We start from the raw sequence: 22,328 nt of genomic DNA, 5'->3' as shown, positions 1-22,328 counted from the left end.
CGTATCATAAATCGAAACCCGGCACTATAACTGCTCCACTTCGACGTTCGTAATATTCTCAATCCCTTTAAGATCGTAATAGATTTCCGTTGCGAAATCGCGGTGGGAAGCGGACAGGACCATATCAATCATTTGTCTTCCGTCCTCAAGGTCCTTGATTTTCATCCGCCGGATAATGCGTTCGTGGAATTTTCGTTTGCGTTCACCTTTGGTCCGGCATGTCCGGTTCTCGATTTTCCGGATAACTTCCGGCATGCCCTCCATATCCGCCATAACAATCCTGACGGATACGTCTTGATTGTTCAGCTTCTGGGGACCGATCGCCCGAATGAGCCATGGAACCACGTTGACCGCAAAAATAAGCAGCACGACGGCGATTGCGGCTTCAATATAGAATCCTGCTCCCACCGCGATGCCGATGCCCGATGCCGTCCAGATCAGCGCCGCCGAAGTCAGGCCCGAGATAGCATCACCGCCTCTTCGCAGGATAACACCCGCGCCCAGGAAACCGATGCCGCTTACGATTTGTGCCGCAAGACGCATCGGGTCCATATTGGGATGTTCGGGACCAGAGAATTTGTCAAAGGCCCGGATCGATACGATCGTCACAAGGCAGCTGGCGATACTGATAACCATACTGGTCCGGATTCCCAGCGGTTTCTGCTTCAACTGGCGGTCTATGCCGATGAACAGCCCGAACAGCATGGCTATAAGCAGCTTGATCATAGCTTCGAAATGCATGTGCATTGTTTTCACTCCCTTCAAAACATAAGATGTATGATGACAGACTGCTAATTTGTAATCATATTGTAAAACAAAAAGCCCCACTCGCGTGGAGCTTTACATAGCACTTTCCGGCGCAGCATCCCGCTTTATATTATATGCACTACCTTTTCCACTGAGACTTCCCATTTTCGCCAGGCAATAATTCCTTAACTAATACCCACACAGCAAAAAATGAATCGGGGCACAGTTCAACCCTTCCGCAAAAAAGGCCGGCAAGTCCGTCCGGTTTCGGACATCCTGCCGAGCCTCAAATCGTATTCGCTGTGACGATAACGAGGATTGCGATTAGCCGAGCACGATCCGGTCATCGGCCAGCTTGTGGCCGCTGATTCGCTCGAACTCTCCAAGTAGGCGCTCCACCGTTAGATCCTTCTTGCGGCTCTCGTCGATATCCAGAATAATCTGGCCCTTGTCCATCATAATAAGCCGATTGCCCAGCCGGATGGCCTGCTCCATGTTATGGGTTACCATCAAGGTAGTCAGCTTCATTTCACGAACGATGGATTCAGTCAACCGGGTAATCAGCTCCGCTCTTGCCGGATCGAGCGCAGCCGTATGCTCATCCAGAAGCAGGATTTCCGGCTTCGTGAACGTAGCCATGAGCAGACTGAGCGCCTGTCTTTCTCCGCCGGACAATAGCCCTACCTTGGCACGCAGACGGTTCTCCAGGCCGATACCAAGCCGCTCCAGCTCCCCGCGGAACATGGTACGCTTTGCGGCCGAAACTCCGATGGACAGACCTCTGCGCTTGCCGCGCTTGTATGCCATCGCCAAATTCTCTTCAATCGTCATACGCGGCGATGTGCCGGCCATCGGGTCCTGAAAGACCCGGCCGATCCAATGGCTGCGCCGGTGCTCGGGAAGTTGACTAATCGGGCTTCCTTCGATGAGGACCTCACCGAGATCGGGCTTCATTACGCCGGAAATGATATTCATCAGCGTTGATTTACCTGCCCCGTTGCTGCCGATTATGGTGACGAAATCCCCGGGCTGAAGCTCCAGATCAATGCCGAGCAGCGCAATCTTCTCATCCGGCGTTCCCGGGTTGAACAGCTTGGATACGTTATCGAGCTTTAACATTCGCCGCGCCTCCTTTCTTGTCTATCAGCGCCTGCTCGACCAGTTCGGCCGTACGTTTGCGGGCGCTGTTTTTGTGCTTGAGGAAGCGCTGAAGAGACGGAAACACAAGCGCGATGATGACGATAATCGCCGTAATCAATTTCAGATCGGAGGCGTCAAGCCATTCGACCCTAAGTGCCAAGGCGACAACGATACGGTACACGATCGAGCCGAGCACAACCGCGAGGGTTGCGCGAAACACTTTGCCGGACCCGAAAATCGCTTCCCCGATAATGACGGAAGCCAGACCGATGACGATCATTCCGATGCCCATCGAGGAATCGGCATTGGCCTGATATTGGGTGATGAACGCACCGGATAGCGCCACCAGCCCGTTGGACAGGCTGATGCCGAGTATCGTCGTGGTGTCCGTATTCACCCCAAAGCTGCGGATCATCCGCGAATTGTCCCCTGTCGCCCGCAGCGCGAGGCCCATATCGGTCCGAAAAAACAAATCGATCAGCAGCTTGACCGCGATCACTACGACCGGCATGACATACAGAGGATCAATCGAAGATAATAGCGTCGTCTCCCCCATTATTGAAACATTGGGCTTGCCCAAAATCCGCAGGTTGATCGAATAAAGTGCGATCATCATAAGAATCCCCGACAACAGCCCGTTAATTTTCCCTTTAGTATGGAGCAGCCCGGTGCACAGCCCGGCAATAAGTCCGCCGGCAAGCGCTGCGGCCGTAGCCAGCCACGGCGAATAGCCGTGAGTAATCATAACGGCGGCAATGGCGCCCCCAGTCGTAAAGCTTCCATCCACAGTCAAATCCGGAAAATCCAGAATCCGGAACGTTACATAAACTCCCAAAGCCAAAAAAGCGTAAAGCAAACCGAGCTCTACCGCTCCTAACATGGATTGCCACATGATGTCTTGCCTCCCCTTCAAACGGCAAGGGGCGCCTCTTAAGGACCGCCCCTGGTCAAATCTTTATTGAATAATGTCGTTGGCTTGATCGGCCACTTCTTTCTTCATAGCATCGGTTACTTCAATGCCTTGAGCGGCGGCGGCCTTCATGTTCAGGATAACATCCAGCTTCTGCTGAACGGTTACCGGTAGATCACCGATTTTCTTGCCGTTCTTCAGCACATCCACAGCCATCTGTCCGACTTGATAGCCGTGATCGAAGTATTTGAAGCCCACTGTGGCAAAAGCGCCTTTCTCAACCGTATCGCGGTCGCTTGAGAAGAATGGCAGCTTGTTCTCGTTGGCTACCTGGATAATCGAGTCCACACCGCTGACAACCGAGTTGTCAAGAGTGATGTACAGCGCATCCGCCCGTCCAATCAGGGACTCGGCAGCCTGCTTCACTTCGGATGTGTTCGTTATCGGCGCTTTGACGAGCTCGATTCCATGCTTGTCCAGCGCGGCCTTGGCCTTGGCCGCCATTACGACAGCGTTCGGCTCGCCCTCATTGATAATAAGTCCGAGCTTCTTCACCTTAGGAAATTGAGTGGCAATGAAGTCCATCAGCTTGGTAATCGCCTCCGGATTCGTATCGGATGCCCCCGATACATTTCCGCCCGGATGTTCCAGATTGGATACCACTTTGGCGTCAATCGGGTCCGTTACAGCTGCGAACAGGATCGGCGTATCGTTCTTGATCGCCTGCACCAGCGCCTGAGCGGGCGGCGTTGCGATTCCAATAACCAGATCATTGTCTTCGGACGCGATTTTTTGAGCGATGGACAAATTGTTGGCCTGATCCGCCTGAGCGTTCTCAAAGTCAACGGTTAGATTCTGTCCTTCGACAATACCCGCGTCTTTCAGCGCGGCGATAATGCCGTCGTACGTCGCATCCAGCGACGGATGCTCTACATACTGCGATACCGCGATCTTGTAAGTTTTGGCGTCCGTGCTTCCCGCCCCCGCGGTGCCGCCCGGTGAAGCCGCCCCGCCGTTTCCTGCCGAGTTATTGCTGCTTCCGCATCCTGCAGCCGCAAGCATAAGACTTAAACTGAGCCCTAGCCAGATTTTCTTTTTCTTCATCTAAATCCCCTCTTCTCCTAATTGTTTCAGCGCATGCATCGAACCGCGCGCCGCAGCATCGTCGCTTTCAACAATAAAAGCAATAAAGCGACTACAAGCGACACGAGCCTCGATGCCAGCATTCTATGAACCTATATTATAGGTCATGTTCTATTTCCGTCAATCTGAAAAATAACAAGTACCGCCGGCCAGAATTTACTGGACTTTTTTCAACGGCAGATTTGAATTCCTTTCTTTACAGCCATTTCCTTTTGGTAAGGATACACATAACAAGGAGGATCACTGAGCATACTGAGTCTACAACTTTTGAATATGGAGCGTGTGAAATGGAAACGAATCAAAAAAAGCTGCTGCTCTTAAGCTCTGTGCTGTCAGCCACCGTCCTGGCTTCGGCCTGCGGAGCGGCCAATAATGCCGGCCAGCCTCGCGTCAACACTGTCAAACCGTCCGTTCAGTCCGGAGGATATGTCGAGAAGCTGCATTTTACCGACTCTGCGGGCAAAACGTGGATTCCCCTCGAACCTGCGGTAAAATCATTAGGCTATCGTATGGAAGAGAAACCTGCGGACGGCGGATATGCTAAAATCGGGTACAGCGACGTCATGTATAAAGTCCGTGCGGGCTCTCCAAAAGCTTTCTCCCTCGGCAAAAGCTGCACGCTGCCGGAAGCGCCGATGCGGCGGGACGGAAAAATCTATATTACACCGGCTTCGCTGTCGAAACTGGTCCAATCGAAGGTCAGCTGGAACCCCGGAAACGGCGAAATCTCCATTGACACGCCGAGAGAAGGAAATGAGGACGGTCAGCAGAGTGCAACCGCGCCGGGCAAGCTTATCCGTATTCGAAGCTTATCATCGGATCAAGCCGACGAACTGATTTCCTACGCCAAAAAATATCTGGGTGTTCCCTATGACTTCGGAGCAGCGCCATATGAGGAATCGAAGAAATTCGACTGCTCCTCCTTTACCCGCCATGTCTTTAAGAAGTTTGGGGTCGACCTGCCGAGACTCGCCAAAGATCAGGACAATGTCGGCAGATCTGTCAGCCGGGATGAACTTCAGCCCGGAGATCTTATTTTCTTCACGGTTCCCGGCCGCTTCGAAAACGACGCCATTCCCGGCCATGTGGGCATTTATATCGGGGACGGAGAATTCATCCATACCTGGGGCGCTCCCGGCGTACAAATCAGTAAGCTGGACAGCGGATATTGGAAGAACGTCATTCTGCGTATGCGGCGCGTCCTGTAGGGCGCGCTTTTTCCCACTTTAACCTCTGTCTTAGCCCCCGTGTCCTAACGCTCAGCGTGTCCTGCCGCCCGATCACCAGCCCTTTTAAAGCCTTTGAATCTTGTGCCTTGATAAGTCAGTTCTCCCCGGTCTCCTTCCACCATCAATCCGTAACTTTGGTCAGGCACTTCAAATTCAATCCGGGCGCCATTCTGAAGCTCATAAGTTACGTAGTAATTGGTGCTGGCGCTTGTGTCGCCCGAGCCCCCATAGACCTTGAACCGCTTGGCGACGACGGTGCAGGGAGCAGTTACCAACTCACTGGCATTATTAGCGCTCCACTGCTTAATCCCTTTGAATAGGCTGTACAGAATTGCAGAGAGAATACCGACGGCGACAACTGCGAAAATAATGATAAAAATTCGAAAAAATGACGGCGTGTCCTGCCAAAACAATTCCAATCCGCTTGGCGGCTCTGACGGAAATTGCCCGCTCCAAAGTTTCATTATTGCTCCTCCGTTCCATTGATTCATTCGACCTTTTTGCGCGCTGCCATTTGGCTCCATGGTGAAGGCTATGTTATGATTTTAACACTAGATCGGCGAAGGAGGTGCCCAATTGTCTCTATATATTGATCGAAATGCGCGCAGCGGGCTAATTCGGCTCGTTTTGACGCTCCTCCTTGCGCTGGCTTTTCCGGTATCCGATACCGTTGATCGGCACAATCCGTTGGCTCAGGATAATGCTGCAAAAGGCATCGAAAAGCAGGCTCACCATTTTGCCGCGACTTCCGCACGCCAACATCCGAAGCCGCATATTCCCGGTACATTGCCCCTTTTGCCTGTTGAACAGGACTCTCAAACCGGCTCGAATCCCGGTCTTGTACCTTTGCGTTCCGCGTTATTTTATCCGATCATATATAATCTGTTGAAACGCCTGCTCCTGAATCCGCTTAAATACACCTCGAATTATGTGGTTTATTTTCCCGGAAGATGAAGACAAAGGCATAGAACACGGCAAATATTCGATTTTTACTCATTGGAGGCTGTAATCATTATGAATTTCAGAGAATGCGATCTGCCCGGAATCGGGAAAAAATTTGTATTAAAGACACGCAGCGGCGACAAGCTCGCTATTATTGTACATGATGACGGACGGCGTGAGCTGTATCATTTCGAATACGACGATCCGGACCAAAGCATTTCTATGGTCACGCTTGACGACGACGAAGCCCGTTATATATCGGCGATCATCGGCGGTGTAACCTACAAGCCAAGGTCGCTGGAATCCATTGAGGTGGCGCTGGACGATCTGATTATCGAATGGTACCGGATCGAACCGGGGTATGAATGTATCGGCCGCACGATTGGCGAGCTCGACATCCGCGCCCGTTCCGGAGTAACCATTATTGCGGTCATTGAAAAAAACCACACCAAGCATCTCAGCCCCGGTCCCGAGCTTAAACTGACGTCGGACAGCATTGTCGTTGCCGCAGGAGAGCGGGAGCAGCATAAACAATTCAGGCAGATTTTGCGGAATGGATGTGGTTGATCGATGAACCATATCGTATTTGAAATCGGATTGGCTATTGCCCTTGTGGCGCTGTCCGGCTTGGTTGCCGCGAAGTTCCGCTTCTCCGTTATTCCTTTTTATATTCTGATCGGAATGGCGGTAGGACCGCATGCATTTCATATTTGGCATCTGGATTTCCGGTTTATCGAAAGCGCCGCTCTGATCGAATTTATGGGCCGGATCGGCGTGCTGTTCCTGCTGTTCTATCTCGGTCTGGAGTTCTCGGTGGGCAGGCTGGTCAAAGCGGGGAAATCGATTGCTATTGGCGGAACCATTTACATTCTGATCAACTTCTCCCTCGGTCTGCTGCTAGGCTGGGGACTCGGGTTCCCGCTTGAAGAAATTCTGGTGATCGCCGGCATTACCACCATTTCCTCCAGCGCCATCGTCGCCAAGGTTCTTGTCGATCTGAAGCGAACCGCCAATCCGGAGACCGAAATGATACTCGGCATCATCATGTTCGAGGACGTCTTTTTGGCCGTTTATATTTCGATTCTTTCCGGCCTGGTGCTCAGCGGCTCCTCCTCGCTTGGCGGAGTGCTGCTGTCGGCGCTGATTGCTCTTGTATACATGCTGGGTCTGCTTATTGTCGGCCGCAAACTGGTCCCGCTGCTTAACAAGGCGCTTAATATCCGCTCGGGCGAACTGTTTGGCCTTGTGATTTTTGCCATTCTGTTTCTGGTGGCGGGCTTCTCCGAGACCATTCATGTGGCGGAAGCGATCGGAGCGCTGCTTGTCGGACTCGTTCTGGCGGAGACCGAGCATGCCAAACGGATCGAGAAGCTGATCATTCCGTTCCGCGATTTTTTCGGAGCCGTCTTCTTCTTCAGCTTCGGCCTGACGATCGATCCGCTCACCCTTGGCGGAGAAGCCTTATGGTATTCACTGGCGGCAGTGGCCGTAACACTGCTGGGCAATTTCGCCGCTGGCCTGCTTGCCGGACGGAGCGCCGGGTTAAGCCCGCGCGCATCATCCAATATCGGCCTGACCATCGTATCGCGCGGCGAATTCTCTATCATTATGGCCAATCTCGGTAAAGCTGGCGGATTGCTTGCCGTTTTGCAGCCGTTCGCAGCGATGTATGTGCTGATTCTGGCGATTCTTGGACCGCTGCTGACCAAAGAATCCAAGGCGATCTACAAAGCGCTGGATAAGGTTTTCAAATGGGAAAGCAGACATAGGGAGCGGAAGGCGCGGGCGCAGAAGCCGACTCCAGCCTCCGACGAGCAATAGCCTTAGACATTCTTTAATCCAAGAAGAAACGCCTGACGGCACCTTTTTAAGACGCAAGTTCGTTTCTCGAAGAAATATAAGTCAAAATGATAAGCGACCGGCTTATACATTCTTATATCTTAAAAAAGCGTTCCAGGCTTTTAGGCCGGAACGCTTTTTTCTTTGTGCCGCTGTCCATCCACTGCTCATGTAACGACCAACTGACCTATGCTAGCGGAACATTCCCCATAACCGAATCAAATGAAACGTGTTGTTCGGATCGATTTTCTGGGCGATTACAAATCTTACTATGCTGTCCTCCTGGTCGGAGGTGAGTCTTTCCCCCAGAATAACCGAAGCGCTGCGCACCAGTCGGCGCACAACACCGGAGTCCTGCAGCTGTTGTCTGCTTACACCGTTAATCAGGGATTTGATCCGTTCCTTGACCGCCGGGTTCTTCATCTTCAGCTTGATGCGCTCCACCAGCTGCGGGCTGATTCCATATTGCTGATAACTCAAGCTTGCCGCACCTCCCGTCATAACCCATCTTTTACGTTCTTCTAAGTATATGACGGTATGGGGCTTCATTTGACTCAATCGATCAGATCCCCCTGAAAAATATGCTCCTTCTGAAGATAATTCCTCAGCGGGGCATATTCGGCGGACGTCCAGAAGCTGCCGTCCCGGAGCAATTCGGCCGCATCTTCACGGGCCTGTTCCAGGATGGCAAAGTCACCGGTCATATCCGCTAAGCGAAATTCCGGCAGCCCGCTCTGCTTCGTGCCGAAGAAATCGCCCGGTCCCCGAAGCTCGAGATCCCGCCGGGAGACTTCGAATCCGTCGTCCGTTTCGGTCATCGCGGCCATCCGCTCGCGACCGACCTCCGATTTCGGATCGGCGACCAGCACGCAGTAGGAAGCGTGCTCTCCCCGCCCGACGCGTCCGCGCAGCTGATGGAGCTGGGACAATCCGAACCGGTCGGCGTCCATAATAATCATCAGCGTGGCATTCGGCACATCGACGCCTACCTCAACAACGGTCGTGGATACGAGCACCTGCACCTCATTCTCGTAAAAAGCGCGCATAACCTCGTCCTTCTCACCGGGAGTCATCCGGCCATGCAGCAAGCCCACCCGGTAATCGGGAAAAGCCTGCGTTAACTGAATGTGCAAATCGATGGCATTCTGCACGTCCAGCTTGTCCGATTCTTCGATGAGCGGACAGATCAGGTACGCTTGACGCCCTAAACCGACTTCACGACGGATCAGATTCAACACCTTATCCATCTTGTCCGGCTTGACCCAATGGGTTGCAATCGGAATACGGCCCTTTGGACGTTCGGAGAGTGTGGAAACGTCCATATCCCCGAAGACGGTAATCGCCAACGTCCGCGGAATCGGTGTCGCGGTCATCGTAAGCACATCCGGGTTATAGCCTTTACGCCGCAGAACGCTGCGCTGGTTCACACCGAAGCGATGCTGTTCATCGGTTACAACAAGGCCGAGCTCCCTGAAGAACACATCTTCCTGAATCAAGGCATGGGTTCCAACGACAATATCAACGAGACCCATTTGCAGCGAGGCCAGAAGATCCTTTCGCTTGCGCCCGTTCACACTGCCTGTCAGCAGCGCTACTGTAATGCCAAAAGGCTCGAACATCGCCTGAAGAGACCGGCTGTGCTGTTCGGCTAAAATCTCCGTCGGCACCATCAGCGCTCCCTGAAAGCCCGAGCGGACCGTCGCGAACAGGGCGATCGCCGCAAGCGCCGTTTTGCCGGAGCCCACATCCCCTTGAAGCAGGCGGTTCATGCAGTAGGAAGAGCGCATATCATGCAGAATTTCAAGCTCCGCCTTCTTCTGGGCATTGGTCAGCTCGAAAGGAAGACTGCGAACGAACTGCCGCACGGTCGCATTGTCCACGGTATGAACCATGCCGTCCATTCTCCCCCGGTTCAGCGTCCGAAAGGCTTGAACCTTGAGCTGAAAGAGAAACAGCTCTTCATACACCATCCGCCTGCGACCCTGCTGCCCTTCCCTTGAATCCTCGGGCTGATGGATCGTTGCGATTGCCCGTTTGCGCGGCATGAACTCATATTTGCGCATAATCGGCTGAGGCAGAATCTCAGGGATCAAATCCCCGAACTGCAGCAGTGCCTGGGAAATCGTCTTGCGGAGCCAGCTTTGCGTCATCTTCCCGGTGACGGAATACACCGGCTGCAGCGTTCCGGTCTTTCCTTCGCCCCGGTCCGGAAATTCATAATCGGTCACCGTTATTTGCGACCGTTTCTGATCCCATTTTCCGCTGACAACAATCCGGCGTCCCGCGGTCAACTGATCGCGTACATAGTGGCGGTTAAACCAGGTCGCCGTAAACATCCACGGCTCCGCGATCATTTTGCAGCTAAGGCGGGACTTTCCTCCAAAGCGCTGCAGCACCGGAACACCGATCACTTTAGCCTCTACGGTCACTTTGTCCCCATGCTTCACCTCGCTAAGCGACTTCGGGCGGTAATCCTCATAACGGAAAGGATAATACTCCAGCAAATCCTTCACTGTAAATATGCCAAGGGCGTGAAGCTCAGCCTGCTTTTGAGCGCTCACGCCACCAATTTGCTTAATTTCGATTGTTTCCAAAGACAGAGTCATATTCATCCCTCACTACGCGGGCCAAATAAATACGGCAAGCGTACCATTGCCGACATGGCTGCCTACAACAGGGCCTACGTTGGTCAGCACTTGTTCCTCAAGGGTAAAATGCTGAGAAAGCTCCCGCATTAATTCTTCACCGGCCTCAGCCTGAGCCGTATGCCCTACGGCCACATTGATTTTGTCTATGCCTTGAAGATCGGCTTGGAACAGCTCGATCATCCGGGCCACTGCTTTTTTTCGTCCCCTAACCTTCTCCACCGCATAAATGATGCCTTCCTGATCAATGGACAGAATCGGCTTGATATTGAGCAAGGTACCGAGCACAGCCGACGCTTTGCCGATCCGTCCTCCCTTTTGCAGATACTCCAGCGTATCCACGAGAAAATACAGCTTGCGCGCGCGGCGCAATTGTTCGACCGATGCCAAAATCTCCTCCGGACCTTTCCCTTCTGCGGCTAGCCGGGCTGCATGGACCACCAGCAAACCGAATCCGTAAGACGCCGACAGGGAATCGAATACGGTAATCCGCTCGCCTTCCTCCTCCAGCATCGATTTGGCGAGCAGCGCGGACTGATAGGTTCCGCTTAACCCGGAAGAAATATGGAAAGACAGTATCGGACTGTCCGGATATTGCTCCAGCAGTTTTTGGTACACATTCATATATTCGACCGGAGACGGTTGGGACGTAGTCGGCAACTGCTGCGACCTTGGAAGTCGCTCATAGAATTGTTCCGGCGTGATATCAATTCCGTCGCGGTAAGATTCTTCCCCGAACATTAGGGTCAGCGGCACGACCTCGATGCCATAAGCTTCCGCCAGGGACGGGGGAATATCCGAGGTGCTGTCGGTAACGATAACGGTTTTATTCATGGTAAACCTCCCCTTGACTAGTGAAAAAGGCTTAAGCTTCTACCGAGAATAAATAATAATAGATGGGTTGACCGCCTTCATGGACCTCGACCTCGGCATCTGGGTAATTAGCTTCAAGCCAGCTCTCTAAGGCAGCCGTCGTCTCCGGATCGGCATCTTGTCCTGTCAGGATGGTCACGATTTCATCCCCGCTCTCCAGCATGCTTGCCAGCAGGGCCTGGCTCGCACCCAGCAGATTCTCTGCTGCAGCGACTATCTTTGAATTGGAGATCCCGATGTACTGGCCCGATTTAATGTCCATTTCCTCGAATTTCGTATCCCTCACCGCATGCGTGACCTGCCCGGATGTAACCCGACTTAGAGCCTCCAGCATACCGGAAGTGTTAGTCTCCACGGATTCTTCCTCCTGGAAGGCAAAAGCCGCCACAATGCCCTGCGGAATACTCTTGGTTGGAATAACCGTAATCTCACGCTCGCCTTCAAGCAGTTCCTTCGCTTGCTGAGCGGCAAGGACAATATTCGAGTTATTAGGCAGGAGGTAGACATGCTTCGCTGAGATAGACGATATCGCGTTAACGAAATCTTCCGTACTCGGATTCATCGTCTGCCCGCCCGACAGCACAACATCGATGCCCAGGCTTTTGAAGATCTCGGCGATTCCGTCGCCTGACGACACGGCGATGAATCCGTATGGCGCCAGATCATCCGCCGGAGGAACGGCAGGCTCCGCAGCCGTGCTCTTCTCCTCAGGAATTTCGGCAAATACATCGGGACTTGGTGCGATATCCATCCCCGCGGTCAGCAGCTCGCGGTGCTGCTCGCGCATATTCAAAATATGAATCTGCGTAATCTCCCCATACAGCAGCGCAAGATTCAGGACCTCGCCCGGAGCTCTGGAGTGGACATGTACCTTGATCGTCTCGTCATCGGAGATGACTATGATCGAATCGCCGTTCACAGATAACGCTTTCCGAAATTGATCTTCATCGAAATCTGCCGCCTGAGTTCCTCCCAGCTGACGGTTTATAAAGAATTCCATATCGTAAAAGAATTCAATATCCTCTGTCGAGAGCTGAGACTGGGCCGAGGCCTGGATGCGCTGCGGCTTCGTTTCAAGCTTGGCCGGCGGCGCCGCAGGAACTGACGGAACCGCAGCGCTTACAGCTTGTCCCTTGGCCGAATCCGCCAACGATCCGCTCATTAAATATTCATAAAACCCTTCATATATATAGACCAAACCCTGACCTCCCGAATCCACAACGCCTACTTGTTTGAGTACCGGCAGAAGCTCCGGCGTTCCCGCAAGCGCTTCTTTGGCTTTGGCCAGCACTTCAGTCATCAATTCGTTAATATCGTTAGTCCGTCTCGCAAGATAAACGGCATGTCTGGCAGCTTCCTTGGCTACAGTCAGAATGGTTCCTTCCACCGGTTTGACCACCGCTTTGTAAGCGGTATCGACTCCGGTTTGAAGTGCTGCAGCGAACTGCTGCGTATTGAGCTCCTCATATTGCGCAGCATAGCGGCCGAACCCCCGGAACAGTTGGGATAAAATAACCCCGGAATTCCCCCGGGCGCCCATCAAGAGGCCCTTCGACAGCACTCCCGCGCATTGACCGATCGAAGCCGAGCTGTTCTTTCGCAGCTCGCCCGCGCCTGCCGTCATCGTTAAATTCATATTGGTCCCCGTATCTCCGTCCGGAACCGGAAAAACATTCAGGGAATTGACGTGCTCCGCGTGCTGCTGCAGCTTCTCCGCGCCGGCTAGTACCATCGCGGTAAAATCATCTCCGTTTATAGAACGCTTACTCAATGAGAATTCCCCTTCCTAGCCTTCGTGCCTCTTCATACCTGACATCAAATAGACATAATGCACTAATCTATATTGTACTATAAGCGAACTGAGAAATAAAATGTTTTTGAATTGGTTGACGAAGCATTTTTTACTATGATATTATATTTAAGTATTGTTTGATTGCAGGTAATCGCTACAAGGAGGTGTAATCATGTCCCGTAAATGTGCTGTAACTGGCAAAAAGCCGAGCAGCGGCAACCACGTTTCTCATGCCAACAATCGTAACCGCCGCTCCTGGGGAGTTAACGTTCAGAAAGTACGCATTCTGGTGAACGGTAAACCGAAGCGTGTATACGTTAGCACCCGCGCCCTGAAATCCGGTAAGGTCGAGCGCGTTTAATCTTTAGAATGAGCCGCTCACAATAATTTGATACTTAGAAGAAATGGCAGCCCCGTCCTTTGCGGGATGGCAACCGTTTCTCCGACAAATATAAGACGAACTATAAGCGCGCAGCTTATAATACTTATATTTCAAGCAAAAAGCACCCTTACAATAGTAAGGTGCTTTTTTCATGTTCCCCTATTCCTTTTACGGCCCTCAACTCTTCTGAAAGGTATTCAAAATCGCTTTCACAAACCCTCCCAAAAACTTTGGAAGTTTAAATGTATAAAATTTCATGTTCCACCCTCCGATCGGTCCTGCAGCCCTGTCAAGAACACAAAAAAGGCTACATGAGATTTCTGCTCATGTAACCATATTTATGCGAAGAGAACTTGGCCTATACCTTGGCCATTAGCCCAACTTAGCGCCTCCGGCTGCCGCCCGAATCGCCGAAATGGCCGCTGCCCGGTTGCTTTGTCCGAAGACGGCATTCCCGGCAACCAGCACATCCGCTCCCGCCTCACTGACGATTGGCGCCGTCGCTTCGGCAATTCCACCGTCGACTTCAATGCGCAGATCATGCCCAATTTCGTTCGCCCATTCCCGGATTTCCCGGATTTTATGCACAGTGCTCGGGATGAATGCCTGTCCGCCAAAACCGGGGTTCACGGTCATGACGAGAACCAGATCGAGATCCGGCAGAATTTCTTTCACTGCGGAAGCGGGAGTCGCCGGATTGATTGCAACGCCTGCAAGCAGTCCGAGCTCCTTGATCTGATGGACAACCCGATGCAAGTGTACACACGCTTCAGCGTGAACGGTAATAACCGCCGCTCCGGCTGCGGCAAACTCGGCAATATAGCGCTCCGGATTCTCAATCATGAGATGAACATCCAGCGAAAGGGAAGTATGGGCCGATACCGCTTTGACGACTACCGGACCCAGCGTAATATTAGGCACAAAGCGTCCGTCCATAACGTCTACATGAATCCAGTCGGCGCCGGATTTTTCGGCTTCGGCCACCTCGGCGCCGAGCGCCGCGAAATCGGCAGAGAGCAGGGATGGTGCAATTTTGATCATAGGTCAATACCTCCGCTTCTTATCTTTCATTTCATTAAAAAACAGCTTGTAATGCTCGTAGCGGCTGTCTTCGATTTCTCCGGCTTCCCAAGCCTCGATGACGCGGCAGCCCGGTTCATGCAGATGGGTGCATCCGCGGAATTTGCAATCCGCCGCATAGGGAGTAAACTCGCGGAAACAGGAAGACAGCTCCTCCACGCCAAGCTCCAGAAAATCCAGCTGGCTAAAACCCGGCGTATCGGCCACATAGCCCCCTTCGCCGATATCCATCAGCTCGACATGCCGAGTCGTATGACGTCCGCGTCCAAGCCGCATACTGATCTCGCTTGTTTCCAGGGAAAGTCCGGGAACGATCCGGTTAAGCAGCGACGACTTGCCGACGCCGGATTGGCCGGCGAATACGCTAATTATGCCCGACAGCCTTTTCCGCACCTCTTCGCTTCCCGAACCCGTCCGTGAACTGGTAACCAGCACTTCGTAGCCGATCTGCTCGTACAATTTCTTCACATGAACGATGGCTTCTCCGTCTTCATCAGCGAGATCCTGTTTGGTTAACACGATGATCGTGTCCAGACCGGCATGCTCGATATGTACAAGAAACTTGTCGAGCAGCTGCAAATTCAAATCCGGTTCACGTACGGAGAATAACAGAACGGCTAATGACACATTGGCGACCGGCGGCCGGATCAGCTCGGAATCCCGGGGATTGATTTCATCAACCATCCCTTCTCCATTCTCGGTCAAGGAATAAATGACGTTGTCTCCGACAAGCGGAGACAACCCTTTTTTCTTGAAGATACCGCGGGCTCTGCACTGAATGATTTCATCCTCCGGAGAGATTTTCCCTTCCCGGAGCGGTTTTACATAATAATAACCGCTTAGAGCCTTGACGATTATTCCTTCAGGCATATGATAAAGCCTTCCTCTCTTCGATTTGGCTTACATTCTGGCAAATCTTTAACTCCGTTTACTGCAAGAGCGGCTGATAATCGGCCGCTCTTGCTCAGGGAATTATTTGTCAAATCAATTTTATTTCTGTTTCGGTTTGTCTTTTTTACCTTTATCGGCAGGATTTGAAGTATTCATGCCTGTGACAACCTGGGAAGCACTGCCTCCCGTCTGGTTGACAGCTGAGCCGTCCCCAGTATCCGGCGGGTTGCTCCCCGTACCGGGCGCGGCTGCCGGATCACCCGTCGGCTCGCCGTTGGTGGGCGCCTCCGAAGGCGTCTGGGTCGGTGACGGCGACGGCTCAACCGGAGAAGCTTCGGGAATCTGCACCGTACCGTTCTTGGCATCCATGTACGAAACGGGATACGTATCGAAGAACTCCCCGTCACGGTACAAAATGACTGCCCCATCCTTGTTGGGAGCAAGCACCAGATTCACCGACAAAACTTGGGTCCGGCTGATCGTGCGGGTTCCCCAATCCTGATTCTCGCCATTGTTGCGCGCATCGGCGTACTCAATCCTGATCTTGGTCTTCTTGCCTTCCTGAACCGGCGAAACCGGCAGGTTGAACGTGTATTCCAGCGCTTCCGGCGGATAGCCGTCACTGATGTAAATAGTGATTTTCTCGCCGGGCGGCGCCGAGGCGCCTTTTTCATACGGCCACTGCTTCGTTACCTTTCCTTTTTCAACAGTGAAACTGGATTCACTCTTCACATCGCCGAGAGCCAGACCCGCCTCTTCAAGCTTGGCTTTCGCCTCCGCTTCGGAAAGCCCGGTCAGGTCCGGGGTAGTGACGGTCTCCTGCCCCTTGCTGACGGTGATGGAGACGGTTGCCGTGTCCGGGTCATATTCGCTTCCGGAGGTCGGGTTCTGCCTAAGAACCTGGCCTGCCTGAACCTCCGCACTGAATTCGCTGACCTGGGTAATCCGGCTCTGCTCCATTCCCTGAGCCAGCAGGGCGTTCACCGCTTCGTCATAAGTCATTCCGGTAAGATTCGGCATGGCCGACAGCGGTTTGGCGATGCTTACCTTAAGCGCGATGGTCGTTCCTTCTTTGACTGTCGTATCCGGCTCCTTGCTCTGCTCAAAGACGATGCCTTCGGCAAAGTTAGGGTTGTATTGAGTTGTAACCGGCTCTTCCAGAACGAGCCCGACTTCGGTAAGTTTGGCTTTGGCGTCGTCCAGCGAAAGATTGACCAGCTTCGGGACCGTAACTTCAGGGACAACCAGCTTCGCGTTAACATACCATACTACACTGAGCATCGCCAGAAGGAGCAAAAGCGTCAGCCCAATCCATAGCGTGGGTTTCCCCCAGCCTTTTCTCTTGCTGGAAGATGGCGCATCTTCGTCACGGATCATCCGGTCTTCGACAGCCCCTCGCGCACCGAGGCCCTTGGGAATCGGCTTGATCGCGGGCATGACCCTCGTCCTGTCCTCATCGTCGTCGGCAAAAGTCAGCTTTGGCTCGCTTCGGCGTTCCGGCAGCAGACAGGTTTCCAGATCCTGAAGCATCTCCTTGGCGGACTGGTATCGTTCCTCGGGATTCTTGCGCATTGATTTGAGAATGATGTTCTCCACACTCTGGGGAATCATCGGATTCAGCTTGCGAGGTTCCTCGAATTCCTCCTGCAAATGCTTCAGCGCTACGCTGATCGGACTCTCGCCCAGAAAGGGGAGGCTGCCCGTCAGCATTTGATAAATCACGATGCCGAGCGAGTACAGGTCCGATTTTTCGCCGGTGGTTACCCCCTTGGCATGCTCCGGGGAAAAATAATGCACCGAACCGACAACCGAACCGGTCTGGGTAATGGTCGTCGACGTCACCGCGCGGGCGATCCCGAAATCCGTTACCTTAACCCGGCCGTTTCGCCCGATCAGGATATTATGCGGCTTGATGTCCCGGTGGATAATCTGGTTCTGATGGGCATGATCCAGCGCGTCGCAGATTTGAGTGGCGATTCTTACCGCTTCATCCACCTGCAGCGGAGCCCTCTCCTTGATGATTTCGTTCAGATTCTTACCTTCAACGTACTCCATAACAATATAATGAATTTCATCTTCCTGCCCCACGTCATAGATGCTGACCACATTGGGATGAGAGAGGGATGCGGCGGATTGAGCCTCCCGCCGGAACCGGCGAATAAATTCTTCATCATGTACAAATTGATTGCGTAAAACTTTAATAGCGACGTTACGGTTGAGCAGAATATCATGCGCCCTGTATACAAGGGCCATACCCCCTCCACCGATTCGCTCGATGACTTGGTAACGGCCTCCCAACTCGTGACCGATCATCTATCCCACTCCTTTGATTCGGGCACAGCGGCCTCCTCTTGATGTTCTAACATAGCGACGCTGATGTTGTCGCCGCCGCCGGCAAGCAGTGCCAGCTGTAGCAATCGGTCCGCTCTTTCCTTAAGCGATATTTCCTGCAGCCCGGCAACCTTCCCCAGATGCTCGGCGCTGACAAAATTGCTCAAACCGTCGCTGCACAGCAGCAGCACTTCACCCGGCTCAAGCTTTATTGGAAGCAGATCGGTCTTGATGTCCTCGTCCGTACCAAGCGCGCGTGTAAGAACGTTGCGGCGCGGATGGGTATCCAGCTCCTCAAGACTGATCTGGCCATTTTTGAACAGCTCATTTACCAGCGTATGATCATCGGTCAATTGCTTCGCTTTGCCGTCCTGGATTATGTAAGCTCTGCTGTCTCCAATGTGGCCAATGTACCCCGACTGCCCGGCAAGCAGCACGGAAACGACGGTCGTCCCCATATTGTGGTAACGGTCGTCGCTTGCTGCCTGATTAAAGACGGTATCATTGGCTTCACTGATTGCATTAGACAGGGCGGTGCTCAAAGCTTCTCCCTCCAGACCGGGCGCGAGGCCATCCAGATTGTCACGGATGGATTCAAGCGCAAGGCGGCTGGCGGTATCGCCTGCCAAATGTCCGCCCATTCCGTCGGCAATAATACCGAGCGTATAGCCGTGAGCCGTCACACCGGTCCAGACCGAATCTTCATTGACGGAGCGCACCCGTCCAATATCGCTGGCATGAACTGTTCTGATCAAAAGATCTCACCTCAACTCCATATGTTTGGCACGCAGCTGTCCGCATGCGGCCGCGATATCATGGCCCTGTTCCCGTCGTATCGTCACATTGACGCCTTGGTCGGCCAGAATCCGCTGAAACTGAAAAATATCGTTGCGGGAGGTGCGGACATACTTACGTTCCGGCACATGGTTGACCGGAATCAGATTGACATGGCACAGCATGTTCTTCAGCACCCCGGCAAGCTCTTCCGCGTGCTCCGGCCGGTCGTTGACGCCGCCGATCAGCGCATATTCAAAGCTGATGCGCCGTCCCGTCTTTGCCTGATAATAACGCAGCGACTCCATCACCTCATCAAAAGGATAACGCCGGTTGACTGGCATCAGCTTCGAACGAAGCGCATCATTCGGGGCATGGATGGAGATCGCCAGATTAATCTGGGTATCCTCCTCTGCAAATTTATAAATACTCGGGACAATCCCGCTCGTTGATACCGTTATATGCCGCTGGCCGATATTTAATCCTTTTTCATGAATCATTAGCCGCAGAAACCGCATTGTAGCGTCGTAATTTTCAAACGGCTCTCCCGTTCCCATAATGACAATGCTGCTGACGCGCTCGCCCCGGGTATCTAAAATCTGCTGGGAACGGACAACCTGGGCTACAATTTCGCCAGCCGTCAAATCCCGCTTCAGTCCGCCGAGCGTGGAGGCGCAAAAGGTACAGCCGATTCTGCAGCCCACCTGTGTCGTTACACATACGCTGTTGCCGTAATTATGCTTCATAATAACCGTCTCAATCGCATGGTCATCATGCAGGCCGAACAGAAATTTCACCGTTCCGTCCTTCGACTCCAGCCTGGTGATCTCTGAAAGCGCGTTTATTGAGAACTGATCACTCAGCTTTGCCCGCAGCGTCTTCGACAGGTTGCTCATCGATTCAAAGTCGGTCACCCGCTTAACGTACAGCCAATCAAAAATCTGTCCTCCGCGAAAAGCCGGCTCTCCGTTGTCTTTGGCCCACTGGGACAGCTCTTCAAGAGTAAAATCATATATTAAAGGTTTCATTATTTTATTCGCACCTGTACTTTCTTCTGGATAGTCATAATGCTTTGTCATCCTGCCTATTTTAACATAAATCTCACAAAGGGTAAAAGAAATCGCGGGACAGCGCATATTTTTAAGGCGTTGGGCCCGGTTTCTGGGCAAAAAAATTCCTGCGCAGCGGAGGTGATCCGCACGCAGGAATTTATGAATTTCAGGACATTCGCCGCAGAGCCGCGATATAAAAACCGTCACTGCCGAAATTATGGGGAAGGATCTGTATTCCGGGGGCATCTGAGGAAAGAAGATCGCGGAGGCGCCCGCCTAGAGGCGTATCGCGGTCAGCTGACGTAAACTGCGGGTTGCGCCGCAAAAAATCACCAACCGTCTCCTCATTCTCGGCACTCTCGATCGTGCAGGTGCTATACACCAGGACACCGCCCGGTTTCAGAAGCCCTGAAACGGACTCCAGCAGCTCTCTTTGCAGTTCGGAAATGCTTGCTACATCCTCGGAGCTCTTGCTCCATTTCAAATCCGGCTTACGCCGGATCACGCCGAGTCCCGAGCATGGGGCGTCCAGCAAAATCCGGTCAAAGGTCATGGGAGCATATCGCTCCTTCAGAAGCAGAGCATCCGTTGCAATCGCTTTGACGGACTCCAAACCGAGCCTTTGGGCCTGTTCGCGCACAAGCGAAACCTTATGCTCATGAAGATCACTCGCGATTACCGTGCCCCGGTCCTTCATCAGCTCGGCCATATGCGACGTCTTTCCGCCCGGCGCCGAGCAGCAGTCGAGCACGGTCATTCCCGGCTCAGGCGCCACCGCTTCGGCGACGAGCATCGAGCTCTCATCCTGAATGGACAGGACTCCGTCCCGATACCAGGAGGATAAAGCGAGATTGCCGCCTCCTTTGACGACAATCCCATAGGGACTAAGCAGAGAAGGAGCCGCTTCGAGCCCTTCGCTTCGCATCTCCTCCAGAAGCTTGTCCCGGGTCGTCATCGTAGTGTTCACCCGCACACTGACAGCGGGAGGCTCATTATTGGCCCGGCAAATGTCTTCGGCAGCAGCTTGGCCATATTGCCGAATCCAATCCTTGACCATCCACAGGGGATGCGAATGTTTCAGGGAAATGCGCTCGGCATCATCAAGTGTTTCAGGCAGCTTGGGAAGTTCTCCTGCACGCAGCGCGCTGCGGAGAACGCCGTTGACCATGCCCGATATTCCCTGATGCCCCCGCTTCTTGGCCAAATTGACCGCCTCGTTCACAGCGGCGTGAGGCGGAATCCGGTCAAGGTATACGATTTGATACAAGCTCATCCGAAGCAGGCAGCGCACCCAGGGCTGAAGCTTGCGCGTTCCTTTGCTTACGAAGTCTTCCAGTATAAAGTCCAGCGTATTCAGTCTTGAAATCGTGCCATATACCAGCTCCGTCACAAGTCCCGCATCTTCACGGGACAGCCCTGCTTTTTGCAGGCTGGCATTAAGCAGAAGATTGCTGTATGCGCCTTCCTGCTCGACACGCACGAGCACATCAAGTGCGGTTTCCCTTGCCGTAACCGGGCGGGCGCTGCGAGCCTCCCCCGGTCCGCGGCCGCCCTTGCCGCCCCGGTGGTTACCGGACGGCCTCATTCCAGCACCGTTCCGGGCTTCATCGCTGCGCCGCGCGTGAAGTCGGCCGCGCTCATTGCCTTCTTGCCGGCCGGCTGAACGGTCAGAAGCAGCAGACTTCCATCGCCGGTCTTCACTTCAACGCCGGCAGGGCCGACCGCCAGCACCGTTCCCGGCACGGTCTCGGCTTCTCCGGAACCTTCTTCCAGAATGAGTATTCCGGAAAGAGCTGTGTTGTCGGGATTGGCGGCCGCCCATACTTTGAACGTCTCTCCGTTCCACAGGGTAAAAGCGCCCGAGAAAGGGACAAGGCCGCGGATTTGGTTATAAATGGCGCGAGATTCTGCGGTCCAGTCGATCCGCTCATCCTCCCGGGTCAAGTTGGGTGCATAAGTTGCCTGACTGTCATCCTGCGTTTCCGCCGGTACAGGTCCTGCCAGCAGGCGCGGCATCTGGGCCTTCAGCAAATCCCGTCCGGCGAGACTCAGCTTCTCAAACAGCGTTCCTGAAGTATCATCATTCTCAATCGGGACCTCAACCTTGGCGATCATGTCTCCCGTATCAAGTCCTTCCGCCATGTACATCAGCGTAACGCCCGTTACGCTTTCTCCGTTGATAATGCTGCGCTGAATCGGCGCTCCTCCCCGGTACTTCGGAAGTAGCGACCCGTGTACGTTCACGCAGCCTTTGGCAGGCAAATCCAGCACGGCCTTGGGCAGAATCTGCCCGTAGGCGGCCGTTACAATCAGCTCCGGCTCATAAGCGGCAAGCTCAGCTACCGCCTCCGGCCGGCGCATTCGTTCCGGCTGAAGAACGGGTAGGCCAAGCGCTTCAGCAGCCGCTTTGACTGGTGAAGGGGTCAGCGTCTTCTTTCTTCCCTGGGGCCGGTCCGGCTGGGTAACGACGGCTACTACCTCATAGCCTTCCTCCACAAGCATTTGAAGGCAGGGCACCGCAAAAGCGGGTGTGCCCATGAACACAATCTTCATTTCCT

General features: G+C 53.4%; 22 protein-coding genes. 5 read left to right on the top strand and 17 right to left on the bottom strand.

What is annotated here, in order from left to right; all coding sequences use genetic code 11:
• Positions 1-24: 24 nt before the first annotated feature.
• The 4 genes from PSAB_RS11365 to PSAB_RS11350 form a co-directional block, all read right to left on the bottom strand.
• Positions 25-741 (bottom strand): MgtC/SapB family protein, encoded by a 717-nt coding sequence (locus tag PSAB_RS11365; RefSeq protein ID WP_025334703.1) that lies wholly within the window; start codon positions 739-741, stop codon positions 25-27.
• 330 nt (positions 742-1,071) lie between these two features.
• Complete coding sequence (locus tag PSAB_RS11360; protein ID WP_025334702.1) at positions 1,072-1,866, bottom strand: ABC transporter ATP-binding protein; 795 nt, start codon at positions 1,864-1,866, stop codon at positions 1,072-1,074.
• Complete coding sequence (locus PSAB_RS11355; RefSeq protein WP_025334701.1) at positions 1,850-2,779, bottom strand: ABC transporter permease; 930 nt, start codon at positions 2,777-2,779, stop codon at positions 1,850-1,852. Before PSAB_RS11355 ends, PSAB_RS11360 begins: the two co-directional genes overlap by 17 nt.
• A gap of 63 nt (positions 2,780-2,842) precedes the next feature.
• Positions 2,843-3,901, bottom strand: a complete 1,059-nt coding sequence (locus PSAB_RS11350) for an ABC transporter substrate-binding protein (RefSeq protein ID WP_025334700.1) — start codon at positions 3,899-3,901, stop codon at positions 2,843-2,845.
• A 326-nt stretch (positions 3,902-4,227) separates the two neighbouring features.
• Between PSAB_RS11350 and PSAB_RS11345 the strand changes: the two genes are divergently transcribed.
• Positions 4,228-5,148, top strand: a complete 921-nt coding sequence (locus tag PSAB_RS11345; protein ID WP_025334699.1) for a C40 family peptidase — start codon at positions 4,228-4,230, stop codon at positions 5,146-5,148.
• Between the two features lie 44 nt (positions 5,149-5,192).
• Here the strand turns inward: PSAB_RS11345 and PSAB_RS11340 are convergent, their stop codons facing one another.
• Positions 5,193-5,633 carry a DUF2500 domain-containing protein gene (locus PSAB_RS11340; protein ID WP_084266503.1) on the bottom strand — a complete coding sequence of 147 codons (441 nt, stop codon included), beginning with the start codon at positions 5,631-5,633 and terminating at the stop codon, positions 5,193-5,195.
• A gap of 112 nt (positions 5,634-5,745) precedes the next feature.
• On the opposite strand from PSAB_RS11340, the gene PSAB_RS25775 reads away from it, so the two are divergent.
• The 3 genes from PSAB_RS25775 to PSAB_RS11325 are packed head-to-tail and all read left to right on the top strand — an operon-like array spanning position 5,746 to position 7,932.
• Positions 5,746-6,123, top strand: a complete 378-nt coding sequence (locus PSAB_RS25775; RefSeq protein WP_025334697.1) for a hypothetical protein — start codon at positions 5,746-5,748, stop codon at positions 6,121-6,123.
• Between the two features lie 60 nt (positions 6,124-6,183).
• Positions 6,184-6,678 (top strand): cation:proton antiporter regulatory subunit, encoded by a 495-nt coding sequence (locus tag PSAB_RS11330; protein WP_025334696.1) that lies wholly within the window; start codon positions 6,184-6,186, stop codon positions 6,676-6,678.
• Between the two features lie 3 nt (positions 6,679-6,681).
• Positions 6,682-7,932, top strand: coding sequence for a cation:proton antiporter (locus PSAB_RS11325; RefSeq protein WP_025334695.1), 1,251 nt, complete (start codon positions 6,682-6,684; stop codon positions 7,930-7,932).
• 210 nt (positions 7,933-8,142) lie between these two features.
• On the opposite strand, the gene PSAB_RS11320 is transcribed toward PSAB_RS11325, so the two are convergent.
• From PSAB_RS11320 to PSAB_RS11305, 4 genes are all read right to left on the bottom strand, one after another.
• Positions 8,143-8,430, bottom strand: a complete 288-nt coding sequence (locus PSAB_RS11320; protein WP_025334694.1) for a stage VI sporulation protein F — start codon at positions 8,428-8,430, stop codon at positions 8,143-8,145.
• Positions 8,431-8,504: 74 nt separating this feature from the next.
• Positions 8,505-10,556, bottom strand: a complete 2,052-nt coding sequence (gene recG, locus PSAB_RS11315) for an ATP-dependent DNA helicase RecG (RefSeq protein WP_025334693.1) — start codon at positions 10,554-10,556, stop codon at positions 8,505-8,507.
• A 12-nt stretch (positions 10,557-10,568) separates the two neighbouring features.
• Positions 10,569-11,429 (bottom strand): DegV family protein, encoded by an 861-nt coding sequence (locus PSAB_RS11310; protein ID WP_025334692.1) that lies wholly within the window; start codon positions 11,427-11,429, stop codon positions 10,569-10,571.
• Between the two features lie 31 nt (positions 11,430-11,460).
• Complete coding sequence (locus PSAB_RS11305) at positions 11,461-13,239, bottom strand: DAK2 domain-containing protein (protein ID WP_025334691.1); 1,779 nt, start codon at positions 13,237-13,239, stop codon at positions 11,461-11,463.
• A gap of 193 nt (positions 13,240-13,432) precedes the next feature.
• On the opposite strand from PSAB_RS11305, the gene rpmB reads away from it, so the two are divergent.
• The gene (rpmB, locus tag PSAB_RS11300) at positions 13,433-13,621 is read left to right on the top strand and encodes a 50S ribosomal protein L28 (RefSeq protein ID WP_025334690.1); all 189 of its coding nucleotides are present in this window, start codon (positions 13,433-13,435) and stop codon (positions 13,619-13,621) included.
• A 198-nt stretch (positions 13,622-13,819) separates the two neighbouring features.
• Here rpmB and spoVM read toward each other — a convergent pair whose 3' ends face one another.
• From spoVM to fmt, 8 genes are all read right to left on the bottom strand, one after another.
• On the bottom strand, positions 13,820-13,900 hold the full coding sequence (gene spoVM / locus PSAB_RS11295; RefSeq protein WP_006675261.1) for a stage V sporulation protein SpoVM: 81 nt from the start codon (positions 13,898-13,900) through the stop codon (positions 13,820-13,822).
• Between the two features lie 114 nt (positions 13,901-14,014).
• On the bottom strand, positions 14,015-14,683 hold the full coding sequence (gene rpe / locus PSAB_RS11290) for a ribulose-phosphate 3-epimerase (protein WP_025334689.1): 669 nt from the start codon (positions 14,681-14,683) through the stop codon (positions 14,015-14,017).
• 3 nt (positions 14,684-14,686) lie between these two features.
• Entirely contained in the window at positions 14,687-15,592 is a 906-nt protein-coding gene (rsgA, locus tag PSAB_RS11285) for a ribosome small subunit-dependent GTPase A (protein ID WP_025334688.1), read from the bottom strand.
• 120 nt (positions 15,593-15,712) lie between these two features.
• A complete protein-coding gene (pknB, locus tag PSAB_RS11280) occupies positions 15,713-17,926 on the bottom strand; it encodes a Stk1 family PASTA domain-containing Ser/Thr kinase (protein ID WP_025334687.1) in 2,214 nt (737 codons plus the stop codon).
• Complete coding sequence (locus tag PSAB_RS11275; protein WP_025334686.1) at positions 17,923-18,699, bottom strand: Stp1/IreP family PP2C-type Ser/Thr phosphatase; 777 nt, start codon at positions 18,697-18,699, stop codon at positions 17,923-17,925. The genes pknB and PSAB_RS11275 overlap by 4 nt, the downstream gene beginning before the upstream one ends.
• Positions 18,700-18,705: 6 nt before the next feature.
• Entirely contained in the window at positions 18,706-19,746 is a 1,041-nt protein-coding gene (gene rlmN, locus PSAB_RS11270) for a dual-specificity RNA methyltransferase RlmN (protein ID WP_025334685.1), read from the bottom strand.
• 190 nt (positions 19,747-19,936) lie between these two features.
• Positions 19,937-21,355 carry a 16S rRNA (cytosine(967)-C(5))-methyltransferase RsmB gene (gene rsmB, locus PSAB_RS11265; RefSeq protein WP_025334684.1) on the bottom strand — a complete coding sequence of 473 codons (1,419 nt, stop codon included), beginning with the start codon at positions 21,353-21,355 and terminating at the stop codon, positions 19,937-19,939.
• The gene (fmt, locus tag PSAB_RS11260) at positions 21,352-22,323 is read right to left on the bottom strand and encodes a methionyl-tRNA formyltransferase (RefSeq protein ID WP_025334683.1); all 972 of its coding nucleotides are present in this window, start codon (positions 22,321-22,323) and stop codon (positions 21,352-21,354) included. The genes rsmB and fmt overlap by 4 nt, the downstream gene beginning before the upstream one ends.
• Positions 22,324-22,328 lie beyond the last annotated feature (5 nt).

The organism is Paenibacillus sabinae T27, from assembly GCF_000612505.1.
Lineage (GTDB): Bacteria > Bacillota > Bacilli > Paenibacillales > Paenibacillaceae > Paenibacillus_AQ > Paenibacillus_AQ sabinae.
This window is presented reverse-complemented; position numbering and strand designations above follow the sequence as displayed.